The sequence below is a fragment of the Paenibacillus sp. FSL R7-0302 genome (assembly GCF_038006885.1).
Lineage (GTDB): Bacteria > Bacillota > Bacilli > Paenibacillales > Paenibacillaceae > Paenibacillus_AQ.
This window is the reverse complement of sequence record NZ_JBBOWB010000001.1, coordinates 1,248,287-1,263,563: the sequence shown is the minus strand read 5'-3', so window position 1 is coordinate 1,263,563 and position 15,277 is coordinate 1,248,287. Positions and strand designations below refer to the sequence as shown.

Below are 15,277 nucleotides of genomic sequence, written 5' to 3'. Positions count from 1 at the left end.
AGGCTTCAGCCCAAATGAGCCGAAGCCTTTCCTCTACAACTTCCCCCGGTAATCCTGCGGCGTCATGCCGAACTGCTCCTTGAACACTTTGATAAAATACTGGCTGTTGGCATAGCCGAGCTGCTCCGAGATTTCATAGATTTTCAGCTCTGAATTGCGCAGACTCGCCACCGCCTGCTCCATCTTCATGTTCAGGATATACTCGCTGATGCTGATTCCGCTGACCTGCTTGAACAGTCTGGACACATATGCCGGATGAAGCGAGACCGCGTCCGCAACGAATTGCTGGCTGGCCTCCGCCAGATTAGCCGCGATACAGCTCTGCATCTCCTTGACGATGCCCATCCGGTTATTCTGTGTATCCCGTTCGAGCTTGCCCTGCAGGGTATCCACCAGCGCTTCCCCCCAGCTGACCAGTTGGGACACGGAACGGAAGAGCGTCTTATCCAGCAGCTCCCGCCCGACCAGATCGGACAGCAGGCTATGATTCTTATGGGCAATATAGTGAAAGGAGCCAAGAATCATGGTGCGGATCTCCTCAATATATTCTTCGTTATACGCCGGCAGATTGTTGCTGAATTCCTTCATCTGCTGCAGCCGTTCCTTGTACCCCTGCCACTGGCCGGTCTCCAGCAGATGCATCAGTGTCGGGGAAGCATATAAGTCCTTGAGCGGCTGGACCGGCGAGCTCTTCTGCTTGTCCGTCAAGGAGATGAAATAGCCCTGGTCATTGCCCACTTGCTGTCTTAACGCCGACTGGGAATCCTCATACATGGCGCGGAGATCCAGCGGGAATTCCCCCGGGTAGGACAGAATCACCGAGATCCCGCCATTCAGATATTCATTGACACTGCTGTGCAGCTGATGGGTATTATGGGTTAGCTGCTTCAGAATCTTGCCTGGGTCAACCGCCCCTGCTTCATTGCTCTTCACAATAAACACCAGGTTCTCGTAAGCATCCCGGCCATGCCACAGCTCGAAGCCCGGGCCCAGCAGCTCGCAGGCGATGTTCGTCACCGCGTATTCAAAGAGCAGCTGGCTATCCAGCCCGAAGTTCGTGAAATGCTCCTCCAGACGGATCAGAATCAGGAAGACCCGGTCGTTCACCTGAAAATCGATCTGATATCCGCTCAGCTTCTCCTTCAACCGTTCCTGCGGATAAGATTTGCCCTGAATCAGCTCGGCCAGCAGCTTGTCCTTCAGCGCCGGAAGATGCTCCCGGAAGGCCAGCATCGCCTGCTCATAGGAGGCCGTCCGGTCGAGCTCCTTCTTAATGGTCTTAATCGTACCCTCCAGAGCAGCTCGCAGCTTCTGATGATCCAGCGGCTTAACCAGATATTCCACTACCCCATACTGGAGGGCTTCCCGGGCATATTCGAACTCGGCATAGCCGGTTAGCAGAATACATTTGATTCTCCGGTGGGTCCGCTGTACCTGCTTCACCAGCTCCAGCCCGCTCATCCCGGGCATAGCGATGTCCGTAATGACTATATCGACCGGGTATTGCCCGATGATCTGCAACGCCTGAGCGCCTGAATAGGCTTTATATACTTTTTCAATCCCGAAGTCCTGCCATGGAAAAGCAAGCTCCAGATCATCTACGACATATTGTTCATCATCTACCAGCAGAATTTGCAGAATGAGCTTCTCCCTCCTTTTCAATACGAATCCGGTAACAGGTGCCTTCGGACAGCACGGAGTCTACGGATAACCCGGAGTCCTTGCCAAAGTACAGGCGCAGCCGCTGATTCACATTCCTTAGCCCGGTTCCGAGCTGTTCATTGCTGATGATATTGTCCTCGATATGACGGCGGACCGCGCCGAGCCGTTCCTCCGTCATGCCGATTCCGTTATCCTTCACGGTAATCAGAAGATACGAAGCCTCTTCTTCAGCGGCAACCGAGATGATGCCGGGCCTCAGGCCCGGTTCAATGCCATGCTTAATGCAGTTCTCCACGAGCGGCTGCAGAATCATCCTTGGCAGCCGGTATCTGCGCGCCTCTGCCGTGACACCGAACTCGAAGGTGATTTCTTTTTTGCGCAAATGGACCATATGCAGATAATGCTCGACGAAATCCAGTTCATCCTGAAGCGTCGAATCGAGCTGTTCAATCTTATGAATGTACCGGCAGTAGGAGGCCAGATGCAGCGTCATCGCGGTGACCGCATGATAATCCTCGATGCTTGCTTTGCTCTGAATGAAATTCAGGCAGTTATAGAGAAAATGCGGATTAATCTGCGCCTGATACTGCTTCAGCTTCGCTTCCTTCACTTCAATCTCACCCAGCAGAACCTGCTCTATCAGTGTCTGGGTATTCTCCGCCATCCGGTTAAAGGAATTGCCGAGCACCTTAAACTCATTGACCTGCAGATCGACGGCACGGCTGGAAAAGTCGCCCCGGTCGAACCGGTCGATCGCCTTGCGCAGCATAATCACGGGCTTCTGCACCTGACGGCGAAGCAGCAGCGTGTAGAACATAATACCCACCAGCACCACCAGTACCGCGTAGAGGAACAGCCGGTTATTGCGGTTAATCGGTTCGATATATTGGCGTTTGGGGTAGGCGTCTATGAAATACAAATCCAGCATGTCCGACTTCATATAGTTAATCAGATACTCTGTACGGTTCTCTGTAGCGGAGAGGGTGCCCCGGTTCCCGCTGATCCCAGGGCTGATCGACTGCAACAGCTCCTGCGGAAATGCCGCCCCTGGCTGGATAAAGGCCTGCTCGGAGGCATCGTATAACAGCGGCATACCGGAGACATACTGCTCCATCATTTTCACCAGATTATCCAGTGAAATCCTGACTTCAATTAACAGCGAGCTGATATGACTGCGCATGATGTTGGAGTAATATCCCTTGCCTTCCTTATCCATGTGCAGCACCCAGCGGTTCCGCGCCTGCTCCGGGGGGCTGAAGGTGCTGAAGGAGAAGGAGGAATCCGAGGATACCGTCTCTTTCTCATCCTCATAGTACAGAATCACTGTATTCTTCCAGGAGGTGGAGGCTGTGTTCAGGGCCAGCTTATCGATGATAGTCAGCTTCATCTCATATTTGGAATATTGATCCCCGAACTTCAGAATATAAGGATATCCACGCACAGACTGGTCCTGTGACAAAGTAATGGTATTTGTCAGCACCTGTTCAAATTGCGTGGATAGCTGGGAGGTCATGAATTCAACCTCGTACATTTTATTTTTTCTCAGCTCATTCTGAATGTCCTTCACGTTCAGCCGGTAGATAAGCCAGAACGCACCTACGATGATCAGCAGCATCAGCATCAGGACAAACGACAGCCACTGAAAGATAGACAGACGATATTTCACATGGTCTCCTCCGAATGAAAGGACGGCCTGGGGGCCGCCCTTATTCTTTATCTCTTTATTTCTGCAGGGATTGATACCATTCATTGACCTCTGAGGTCACTTTGTCGCCGCCTGTAGTTTTCCATTTCTCTACAAAGGTATCGAATTCGTCTACCGGCGCTTTGTCATAAATAATTTTGTTCAGAATTTCCTTCTCCAGCTTCTCCAGCATATCTCCACGGGCGAGCTGAGTTTCAGTAGGCGTACCTGTGAACATCTCAGGCATTACACTGTCCTTCTGGTCGACGATGATCTTAGCTGCCAGGATCTGCTCAGGAATACGCTCGGACAGATTCTTCTCATACTGGTTAGCAGGCTCAGCGCCGCCGGCCAGCTTGGCCAGTGTATTCATCATCAGGTTAGGAATAATGGCTCCATCGTAAGTCAGGGTATAACGGATCGCATCCACCCAGCCGCCAGGAATCTTATCCGTATCCTGCTCTTTCAGGACGGTTCCGTCTTCAGCGATATCATAATCGTAGCCTTTGGCGAAGCCGTTCACGAACGTTGTGCTGTCCGGGTTGGCCCAGTTATCAAACAGATAGTTCTGGTAGACGAAGAATGCGTCTTTATGCTCCATATCCTTGTTGATCAATACAGCACCGGAGGCGATCTTCGTGCCGTGTCTGCCTACCTTGCCATCCGGGCCTGCCGGAAGCGGATAAGCCTTATGCACTGCACCTGGAACGTTCTTCTGCAAGTCCGGCAGCGGCCAGCCTGTCATCCAGTAAGGGCCGACAATGATACCGGATTTGCCTGCTGTAAAAGCTTCTGTCGCTTTGTTCTCATCATACAGACCGGATTCGGAGGAGATATATCCTTCCTTCATCCATTTCTGCATCGTTGCCAGACCCTGCTTCATCTCAGGCTGAACAGAACCGTAAGCGAGCTGGTTGTCCGCTGTCTTGTTCCACTGGTTAGGCATGGCGCCGAACATCCCGAAGACCCATCCGGCTTCCGACATCCATGTGTTCAGATTATTTTTGAAGCCTACAGCCAGTCCCGTTGTATCCTTCTTGCCGTTGCCGTCAGGGTCCTGGTTCGTGAACGCATCGAGCACGGTTTCCAGCTCAGCCAGATTCGTCGGAGCCTTAAGGTTCAGCTTCTTCAGCCAATCCTCACGGATATACATGACCGGATCATTATTATAAGCGTTTTCCAGAATCGGAATACCCATACGCTTGCCGTCTCGCATGTAGGGATTCCATACGGTTGGCTCTTCGGCCATCGCTTTTTTGTAGATATCGGAAGCATATTTGTCGAACAATTCGCCCGCATCGGTGAACTGGCCGCTGTCAATCAGATCGGAGATCAGTGACGGGCTGCCGCGGAAGGAGATGATGTCCGGCATTTTCTCACCTGAGGTCAGCATCAGGCGCAGCTTGGTTTCATAGGCGTTATTCTGGTCACTTACGGTCCAGAGATACTTGATGTCAATACCCAGCGTATCCTTGGCCCATTTGGTGTGCACGTTGTTCTCGATGTTCTCGCCGTTCTTGAATTTCAGACTGCTTGCGATGGGAAATACCGTTGAAATAGTTACCGGCTCTGTATATTTACCATTCTCAAAGGGTGCCGAATACATAGCGTCTTCGCTTGCCGCCGGCTTGTTGTCCCCTTCTGCCTTCTTGTTGTCAGCATTGCCGCCGCAGCCGGCCAGCAAGCTGCCCAGCATGACTGTGGATAACACGGCCGCCGCAGAGAATTTCATTTTCTTTATCATTTAATCTTGCACCCCTTTAATTAAAATTTAATCATATTAAGTATATGAGTCAATCTTTTTCAGCTTCCAGCGCGTGCATCACCCCCTTTAATAGGAAGGACGGCTATTCCTTAACCGCCCCGAGGACAATTCCCTTCACGAAGAAACGCTGCAGGAATGGATACACGATGAGGATCGGCGCCATTCCGATGAAGATCTGCGCGGCTTTGACCGTTCTTTGCGAGATATTCTCCAGATCCTCCGGCCGTACGGTCACCTTACTGAAGTCCTGCTGGACAATGACCGACTGCAGGAAGGTCGCCAGCGGATAGTTGCGGTGATCCGTCATATACAGCAGGCCGTCGAACCAGGAGTTCCAATGCCCGACGATCGTGAACAGCGATAGTGTGGCAATGGCCGGCATGGATACCGGGAGATACACGCTGAACAGTGTTCTGAAATGACCTGCTCCGTCGATGAAGGCGGCTTCTTCCATTTCTTTGGGCACAGCCCGGAAGAAGTTAAGCAACAGAATGATGTTCCATACCGAGACGGCACCCGGCAGAATCAGTACCCATAAGGAGTTCATCAGGTGCAGCTTCTGAATCAGAATGTACATTGGCACCAGACCGCCGCTGAACAGCATGGTGAAGACCAGCAGCCAGATATACATGTTCCGGCGTCTGAACCGGGCGTTCTCTTTGGACAGCGCGTAGGCAGCCAGAATGACTACCCCCATGCTGAACAGCGTTCCCAGCACCGTGCGCTGCAGCGTCACCCAGATGGACCTGGTGAAATTCTCATTGGCTACGGTCTTGGTGTAGGCATCCACTGTGAAATCTACCGGCCACAGACCCACCAGATTGGCATTGGCTGCCGATTTCCCGCTGAACGATACAGCAAGGACGTGAATCAGCGGGACAACACACATGATTGAAACTGCGATCATCAGGATATAGTTGAACACCGTGAAGATGCGGTAAGGTTTTGTTTTATGATACATGCCAGATTGGCCTCCATTCTAGAAAATACGGTAGTTAGCAAATTTATACGAAAGGCGGTAAGCTGTTACGATCAAGACAAAGCTGACAACGGATTTGAACAATCCGACCGCTGTGGAGAAGCTGAACTTACCGTCAACAATTCCTAGTCTGTAGACAAATGTATCGATGATGTCCCCTTTATCGAAGACAAGCGCGTTATACAGGTTGAAGATCTGGTCAAAGCCGCCGTTAAGCACGTTACCAAGCGCCAGTGTTCCAACAACGATGGTAATCGGCAGCATGGCCGGCATCGTAATAGACCATGTCTGCTGCCAGCGCCCTGCTCCGTCTACCTCAGCAGCTTCATAGAGTGCCGGGTTAATTCCCGCCAGGGAGGCCAGGAAGACGATGGTGTTGAAGCCGAACTCTTTCCAGACATCACTCACTACAACGACAAACCGGAACCAGTTCCCGTCACCCAGGAAGAAGATCGGCTGGATGCCGAATACGCTGACCAGCACCTGGTTGATCAGGCCTCCGTCTCTGGCCAGCAGGTCGGAGAGGATACCGCCCAGGATCACCCATGAGAGGAAGTGGGGCATATAGACAATGGTTTGTACCATTTTTTTGAATGCCATCTTGCGGATCTCATTCAGCAGCAGTGCGAATAAGAAGGGAACGATCAGGTTGGCGATCATTTTCAGACCGGCAATAATCAGTGTGTTCCAGATGATCTGAACGTTCTCGGGAATACTGAACAGATATTCAAAATGCTCCAGCCCCACCCACTTGGAGGCGCTAAAGCCTAAGCCCGGCTTGTAATTCTTGAAAGCAATCGCAAGTCCTGTCATTGGAATATAGGCGAAGATCACGGTTAGGATCAAAGCCGGCAGAACCATCAGATCGAGGCTAAGGTTCTTGGTCCATTTCGATTTTTTCCGGGGCCTCCCCGCATTGACATCCAGTTTCTCGCCTTTTACGCTGGCTGGCGTAACCATGTTTTTCATGCTTCTGCTCCCCTTTGCTGGTCAACGTGTATCCGTTTACTTTGTTTATAAATTAATAATACCTAGCCGGACATGACAGATACATGATAAATACAAAGCATCGATAACAATTTGATAACCACAATAGTTTTGGGCATAGCATTACGTTGGCGCTTGGATGGACGCTCCGCGAACGAAACGTTGTTACAATCGCTGTTGTCCCCAGATTTTTATTTATTCTCCTTAGCGGTGAAAATCCGGGGACAAAGGCGACCGCTGCCGCTTCTCCACAATCGTTCCGTTCTCTCCGCTGTTTGAGCGGGAGGCAAGGTTACACCTAAAAGACAAACCATTACGATTAGTTGGAAAAACGTATCTTAATTTAGCCGGTTTGGAGCTTTTGAGGAAATTAGGTGGATTAATGCTATTTATTTTTGCGGAATTCGTTTATTTGTCCTGATCCCGGCCTAACAAGTGCCTTTTTTCCAACTGTTGTCCCACCAGCTCTATTCCGTGCGTGAACAAGTGCCCAAAATCCAACTATTTCCTGACGTAGAAGCCGGACTTCGTGGGCAATGCAGACAAAACAGTTGTCCAACCTGGGCATCGCAGACAAAACAGTCCCCTAAAGCAGACATCGCAAAAAGCAGCGCCCTCCCTTATCGGGAGAACAGCTGCTCAAATCAATGCTATAGACTCGCGGATACTACTCTACTGATTGAGACTGATTATCCGGTACACTACCACGGCAGCCTGCTCCTTGGTCATCTGAGCCTTGGGCAAGAAGTTGCCGTTCTGCGCGCCTAGGATGACTCCTGCAGCCCGCAGCTTCTCGATAGCGCCCGAAGCTTCCGCGCTCAGCTGGTTCAGATCCTTGAAGCTGTGAATAACAGCGGAATCGCCCTTCAGCTTGATCTGCTCCAGCTGGACGAGCCGGTTCAGCATGACCGCCATTTCCTGACGGCTGAGTGCATCGCTCGGACTGTAGAGCCCGTCTGCTCTACCTTTTACAATGCCTAAGACTCCAGCAATGTGGATAGCCACGGCATATGGGGATTCCATGCTGACATCCTTGAAGACAGGTGCGGTTGTAGCAGCCTGAAGGTCAAACGCATCGACCAGCAGCTGGGCAAATTCCGCCCGGTTCATCAATACCCCCGACTCATAGGAAGCCTCTGCTCCCAGAGGAAGGATTCCCCTTGCAGCCAGAGCTTCAACACTCTCGGCAGCCCATTTGCTGCCCTTGTGATCCGTTAGCTTCACCGTGGCAATCCCATATTGTCCAAGCTCCTTGGTCTTGAAGGAGACATAGCCTGTAGCCGGATCATATTGACGATGCTTCACAACTGCAAGCTTACCATTCTCCAGCACCTGATAGACCGCAAGCTGGTGTGCCCGCTCGCCTGACTTAAGTTCATAAGGCAGCAGCAGGGTAAGCGCGGCAGCGTCAACCGCTGTATTCTTGGCTCCATGGATAGCAAGCGAGAAGTCCAGTACAGCCGCTCCGTCCAAGCGGGTCTTCACCGCTGCCGGCCATCCGTCCTGGGCCACACGCTTTACTTGAAGCTGTAGAACATCCCCGGCCTGTGTATCCTGTAATTTCAGCAACTGGGTGTTCAGGCTCAGAACCGCCCCGAAGCCGCTCTCCATTCGAATCTCCTTAATCTTAGGCTGCTCGGCCAGACTCTGAAGCGGAAGCCCCAGCCGCAGCGCTTCGGCTCCAGAGGCAGGCTTGACGGCAATCTTCAGAATGCCGCTGTCCAGTGACTGAAGCACGGCCTGGCGGACGGCCTCCAGTGAGAGATCCACATTCAGGATGCCGGCCTGATCCGGGGAAGCTTGAACGGTAAGTTTGCCATCCGTGAAGTTCACTGCTGCCGGAGCAGATGCCTTCACGGGTGGTAACGAGCCGGACGATGGATACGAAGAAGTCCCATCTGTAGGGGTTGGCGGTGCTGCCTCAGGTGCCACAAAGGTCAAAATCCCGAAATTGGAGGTATCCCGCCACGTATCCTCTCCCCTGTCATTCCATTTACTTGTACTGCGGGTGCCGTCGCCCCGGTCATCATTGATCTGGAGGTCAAGCCCGATGGAGCTTCCCTCCGCCCCCTTGATCGTGCCGAAATTAATTTTGGCTTCCACACGATACCCAGTGTCCGTATGGACCACCGCGCTGGTCAATCTGCTGTCCGAGGCTCCTCCGCCAAAGGACGCCACATTATTAATGTTAATCCGGTATTGTCCGTCATCCCCCTCATAGTACGGGGTTCTGCTGAAATTCTCATCGATGAAGATTTCCACGGAGTCCTGATCCCATGGATTCGCGGCATCCGCCTTGAGCACGGCATCCTTCACATCAACGATCAGGTAGAGGCTGTCCTCCGTCCACATCGTTCTGGCTTCTGCGGTGGTGCTGTAAGGAGCGGCAGTCATTGTCACCTCAAAAGGCTTCGCCTTCTCCCACTGCGCATCCATCTGTCCGTCGATCTTCACCTGACCCTTCGGCGCTTCCGCCGAATTAGGCATTGCAGAGAGCCGGAGAACCCCATAATGGCTGGTATCCGTATCCTGGGAGCTGCTTCTGTCATTCCAGTAGGCAGGAACAGAACCCGGAGCACCGGCATCGCTGACACGGACATCGAGACCCAGTTCCACGCCTGCGGCACCCTTGACCGTTACGAGCGGAATTCTCGCTTCAATGATATAACCGCCCTCACGTTCTGTGCTGGTGAAGCTGCTCCCTGCTGTCCCGGAGCCCGAACGCAACAAGCTGATCTTGCGGTCATCCGGCTGATATGCCGTAGTCTTGCCATTGTTCTCATCCAGGAAAAGCTCAACCTTGTCTTCCCCGTTCACACTTGCATCGGTAACGTCTGCCTTCACATACAGGTTATCTGTATCCCAGAGCGTATGAACCTTGGCAGTTACGGTGCTGGCCTGTTCCAGCGGAATCCCTGCTGTTTTGCTCCACAGGGCTTTCCCGGCTGCGCCTGCCTGAGGCGTACCCTCAAGCGCAACAGCTACATTGTGAATGGCCGGCAGCTTGGAAGGGTCCGCCGCCCCCCAGAAAGCAGGCTTCGCCTTCAGCTGCTCATCGAACAACATGGCGTGGTTGTTGTAGCTTTTCTCATCCTGCATGCCCCAGATAGAGACCGAGGAGATCGTGTCCTTGTACTTCTTGTAGAGCTCGAACAGATCATTATAGCGTTTGCCCTGCCGCGCAGCGATATCTGCAGGCAGCGGAGCAGAAGGGCTAATGCCCGAATCAACATCCAGCTCGGTGATCTGAATGTCCAGCCCAAGCTGGGAGAACTGCTGGATCGTCTTTTCAATCTCCGGTATGGATGGGGAGAACAGCCCGTGATGAGACTGGAGGCCCACGCCGTCAATCAGATTCTTCGCCTTGAGCGTCTTCAGCAGCTTATAGATATGCTCACGCTTTTCCGGTACCTCGGTGTAATAATCATTGTAATAGAGCTTCGCTTCCGGGTCCGCCGCACGGGCGAATTCAAATGCCTTCTCGATATAGTCCGGACCAATCAGGTTATACCAGGGGGACAGTCTCATCCCGTCCGGGCCGCCGCCATTGTCAGCAATCGCTTCGTTCACTACATCCCAGGCGTAGATTTTGCCCTTATAACGGTTCATAACCGTCTCGATATAGCTCTGTAGGCGCGAAAGCAGCAGCTCTCTGCTGGCCGGCTGGCTGTCAGGACCCGTGAACATCCATTCGGCAGCATCCACATGCCACAGCAGCGCGTGTCCGCGAAGTCCCATACCGTTCGCCTGGGCAAAATCCACATATTTATCCGCCCCGTCGAACACATAAGTGCCCTCGGAAGGAGCAAGGAATTTGGGCTTCATTTCATAGGTAGCAGTGATGCTGTTGAAATGCTTCTTCAGCAGCTCCCCATAGACCCCTTCCATTTGCCAAGAGTACGCAGCAGCACCAATGGCGAAATCGTTCGCATAGATGTCTTTTAGCGCAGGGATATCCTGTTCAATGCTCATCTCAGGTGCAGGTTCAATCACCACATCATCTACATAAAAAGATAACGTATCCACAGTCTCCTCTGTAATATAAGGAGTCTCCACGAACAGGCTCACCTCAGACGGCTGGTCGCTGTACTGGAAATTCCCCTTCAGCAGATGCCATTGATCCCACTGATCGGCCTTAATGTTAACCTTATCAATCGCATTCCAGCTCTCGGAGCCGGCCTTCTTATACACCGTCATTTGCAGGCTTTTGTCGGCCTCCGGCTTCTCCTTCAGGCGGACATACAGCGAGAACTGGTAGCTCTTGCCCGGCCGCAGATGCTCCTTCACACTCAGGCTTGGCCCATGGAAGCTGCGCTCTCTTCCTTCGACCAGCATACTGTTAGTTCCGGTATTGGCAGTATCCTGGCTCACGGACAGTGACTCCGGTCCAATCCGGTTCCTCCAGCCCTGAAGCGTTCCGTCTTCAAAATCCGTACGCAGCCCTTCCTCTCCCTCCGGGACTTCAACCGCTGCGGCGGTAATCTTGATATCATCCACGTAGAATGCGGTTCCTGCTGCGGCTTCTGCATAAATCTCCGTGAAGCCTACCTTATCGCCTGTAATAAAAGTACCTTCCAGATACGTCCAGTCCCCGGACCCCTTCGCTCCGCTAAGTTCCGCTACAAGCGTCCAGTCCTCTTTTTCGCCGATTTTGGTATGTACCGTGAATTTGACCGGCGCCGGAGATTTCACCCACGCTCCCAACGTGTAGGCTGTGTTCGGAGTCATGTGGTCCGTCAGGACCTGATTGGGCCCTTCCCAATCCTTGGTTCGCCCATCCACGTACAGACTGTAGGAGCCTCCATGATAGACTTCCTTCGTTACCGTAAGCTGTTCGTCGCCTTTCTTGGTCCAGCCCTGTGCAGTGCCGTCCTCAAAGTCCGAAGCAAGAACAACTGCCGTGCCTCCCTCAGCCGCAGCATAGACCGGTGTCCGCATAGGCAGCACCGAAGCTGCCAGGACGACCAGCGCCAGCGTGAGGCTCATCATTCGTTTACGCTTGAGCATCTGTACCCTCCTAAGAATCATCATTATAAAGCGCTTACAGAATGAATTATAGCCGATTGGAAATCGTTTACAAATAACAATTTGATAGGATTGATAACAAAATGATAAGCGGAGCGGGAAAAATTAGGTGCTACACCCGGCTCCCGCCCCCTTGCGCAGCAGATGTTGCGCTGTAATCGGTTTTTCGATTACATTTGGACCGGACACCTACACCCGACGCAATGTATTCGGTTTTTCGATTACCTTTGGACCGGACACCACCTTCCGGCGCAATGTGATCGGTTTTTCGATTACATTTGGACCGGACACCACCTTCCGGCGCAATGTAATCGGTTTTTCGATTACATTTGGACCGCGCAGCACCATCCGGCGCAATGTGATCGGTTTTTCGATTACATTTGGACCGCGCATCACCATCCGGCGCAATGTAATCGGTTTTTCGATTACCTTTGGACCGGACACCAACTTCCGGCGCAATGTAATCGGTTTTTCGATTACATTTGGACCGCGCAGCACCATCCGCGATGTAATCGGTTTTTCGATTACCTTTGGACCGGACACCACCTTCCGGCGGAATGTGATCGGTTTTTCGATTACAATTGGACCGGACACCACCTTCCGGCGGAATGTGATCGGTTTTTCGATTACAATTGGACCGGACACCACCTTCCGGCGCAATGTAATCGGTTTTTCGATTACATTCGGCCCGCGCACCTACCCAAACAACGCAAAAACAGCACACTCCACAATCTGAAGCGTGCTGCAATTTGCATAACTATTATTCACTCCCGCCTTATCTGCTAAGCATACCGTACACTAACGCGTTCCCCCGACTGCATCTCAATACTCACCAGACCGTCCGAATCCGGCTCTACCCGTTGCCGTTCTTCTCCGCGCGTAATCTCCAGAGGGCGTTCTGCCAGCATCGAACAGATTCCCCCAAGATGAGCGGTCACCTCCGCTTGCCCGAGAACGCCAGCGCTCCAGGTCAGGTTCACTTCATAGCCGCCGCGTGCCCGCAGCCCCTTCACTCTTCCTTCGCTCCAGCTTGAAGGCAGGGCGGGCAGAAGCTCCAGATACCCCTGATGGGATTGCAGCAGCATCTCGGCAATTCCGGCCGTAGCCGCGAAGTTCCCGTCAATCTGGAACGGCGGATGGGCGTCGAACAGGTTCGGGTAGACACCGCCGCGTTCATTGTTGACAGCCTCCGGCTGAACCAGCGTCAGCAGGTTGGAGATTAGCTGCTTGGCGCGGTCACCCTGTCTGAATCTGGCCCATAGTCCGATTTTCCAGCCCAGGCTCCAGCCGGTTCCGCCATCCCCGCGAATCTCAAGCGAGGTTCTGGCGGCTTCATACAGCTCGGGGACCAGCTTCTCCGTTACCGATCTGCCGGGGTAGACCCCGACCAGATGGGAGACATGGCGGTGATGCACATCCTCATCCTCCATATCCGCCGACCACTCCTGAAGCCGCCCTCCGGCACCAATCTGCAGCGGCAGCAGCCGCGCGCGGGCGGCCTCCAGCTCAGCCGCAAATTCGCCGTCCAGCTCAAGCAATCCGGCAGCAAGGCTGCAGTTCGTGAACAGCTCCGCGATCAGCGACAGATCCATGGTTGCCGCTTCGCTGACGGCATACTTCTTGCCGCCGTCTACGATTTTGTGCTCAGGAGAAGTGGATGGCGAGGTAATCAGGTACCCGTCCGGGTTCTCGATCAGCCAATCCAGGCAGAACAAGGCCGCTTCCTTCATTACCGGATACGCAGTCTCCCGCAGATAGGACAGATCGCCGCTGTACGCATAATGCTCCCACAGATGCTGGGTGAGCCATACCCCGCCCATCGCCCAGGATGCCCAGACCGGATCTCCGTCACCGTAGCCGCCAACGGGAGCCGACTGCGCCCAGAGATCGGCGTTATGATGGGCTACCCAGCCGCGTGCGCCATAGTTAATCCGGGCCGTCTCACTGCCGTTGACCGCCAGCCTCCGGGTATAGTCAATCAGCGGCTGGTGCAGCTCGGACAGATTGCAGACCTCTGCCGGCCAATAATTCATCTCCGCATTGATATTCAGCGTGTAATTGCTGCTCCATGGCGCCCGGGTATCCTGATTCCAGATGCCCTGGAGGTTCGCCGGCTGTGTGCCGGGACGGGAGCTGGCAATTAGCAGATAACGGCCGTAATGGAACAGAAGCTCCACCAGACCAGGATCGTTACTGCCGTAGGCGGCAATTCTCTGATCCGTCGGCATGCCCTCAGGAGCCAGGCTCTCTCCCAGATGCAGCTCTACCCGGTCAAACAGCTCCCGGTGATCGGCAACATGACGTTCCCGCAGCCCGCCATAAGGCTCACCGATAATGCGCTGTACCGCTTCTGCAGTCTGCTGCCGCACATCATAATCCGCCTTCACTGTGCCCGATTCCGCATCGAACGAGGTTGCCGCACTGAAGTATAGAACCGCTTCCGTTGCGCCGGTAACTTGGATACCGTCAGCAGTAGCTTCCAGACGGCCTCCAGTCTGGACCGCAGCCAGACGGCCGTGGAACTCCAGACTCCGGGGGGACTCTCCACCGTAACGGACCGGCTGATCGACTTCATAATAATTCGGTGCCACATATTCAGGAGCATGTCCGGTAATCGTGTAGTGCTCCCCGTCTGCTTCCGAACGGTGGCGGAGCGGACTGTCCAGCTTCGCCCGGAAGCTGAGCCGGTTCTCCTCGCTGGCCGTTAAGCGGACAATGATCGCCTGGTCCGGGTGAGAGGCGAAGACCTCCCGGGTATACCGGACACCGCCGATCACATAGGAGACGGTACCAACACCCGTGGACAAGTCCAGCTTCCGGCTATACTCCCCGTCTATGGTCTGCCCGTGCTCCATCGTAAGCAGCAGATCCCCCAGCGGCAGGTAGGACTGGGCGTAGGGGCCCATCATTTTTTTGCAGAGCTCATCTGCTTCTTCATTCCTGCCTTCCGCAATCAGCGCCCTTACCTCAGGGAGAACCTTGCGGGCCTCCGGATTATTCCAGTCTGTCTTGTACCCGGACCACAGCGTGTCCTCATTCAGCGCCAGACGCTCCTTCTCAATGCCGCCAAAAATCATAGCCCCCAGCCGTCCGTTCCCGACTGGAAGCGCCTCCACCCAAAAAGTGGCAGGGGTATTAAATGAAATATTCATTGCGCAGCTTACCTCCATACACC

8 protein-coding genes are annotated in these 15,277 nt (G+C 53.5%); all 8 read right to left on the bottom strand.

Features of this window, described 5'->3' with window-relative positions; genetic code table 11:
• Positions 1 to 33: 33 nt before the first annotated feature.
• A complete protein-coding gene (locus MKY96_RS05475; RefSeq protein WP_340939025.1) occupies positions 34 to 1,662 on the bottom strand; it encodes a response regulator in 1,629 nt (542 codons plus the stop codon).
• Positions 1,616 to 3,328 carry a sensor histidine kinase gene (locus MKY96_RS05470; protein WP_340939024.1) on the bottom strand — a complete coding sequence of 571 codons (1,713 nt, stop codon included), beginning with the start codon at positions 3,326 to 3,328 and terminating at the stop codon, positions 1,616 to 1,618. The genes MKY96_RS05475 and MKY96_RS05470 overlap by 47 nt, the downstream gene beginning before the upstream one ends.
• Positions 3,329 to 3,383: 55 nt before the next feature.
• Positions 3,384 to 5,090, bottom strand: coding sequence for an extracellular solute-binding protein (locus MKY96_RS05465; RefSeq protein ID WP_340939023.1), 1,707 nt, complete (start codon positions 5,088 to 5,090; stop codon positions 3,384 to 3,386).
• A 103-nt stretch (positions 5,091 to 5,193) separates the two neighbouring features.
• The gene (locus tag MKY96_RS05460; protein WP_036724075.1) at positions 5,194 to 6,072 is read right to left on the bottom strand and encodes a carbohydrate ABC transporter permease; all 879 of its coding nucleotides are present in this window, start codon (positions 6,070 to 6,072) and stop codon (positions 5,194 to 5,196) included.
• Between the two features lie 18 nt (positions 6,073 to 6,090).
• Entirely contained in the window at positions 6,091 to 7,050 is a 960-nt protein-coding gene (locus MKY96_RS05455) for an ABC transporter permease (RefSeq protein WP_076076378.1), read from the bottom strand.
• A 699-nt stretch (positions 7,051 to 7,749) separates the two neighbouring features.
• Complete coding sequence (locus MKY96_RS05450; protein WP_340939022.1) at positions 7,750 to 12,084, bottom strand: endo-1,4-beta-xylanase; 4,335 nt, start codon at positions 12,082 to 12,084, stop codon at positions 7,750 to 7,752.
• Positions 12,085 to 12,291: 207 nt separating this feature from the next.
• Positions 12,292 to 12,798 carry a hypothetical protein gene (locus tag MKY96_RS05445; protein WP_340939021.1) on the bottom strand — a complete coding sequence of 169 codons (507 nt, stop codon included), beginning with the start codon at positions 12,796 to 12,798 and terminating at the stop codon, positions 12,292 to 12,294.
• A gap of 86 nt (positions 12,799 to 12,884) precedes the next feature.
• Complete coding sequence (locus tag MKY96_RS05440; protein WP_340939020.1) at positions 12,885 to 15,254, bottom strand: glycoside hydrolase family 95 protein; 2,370 nt, start codon at positions 15,252 to 15,254, stop codon at positions 12,885 to 12,887.
• Positions 15,255 to 15,277: the final 23 nt, after the last annotated feature.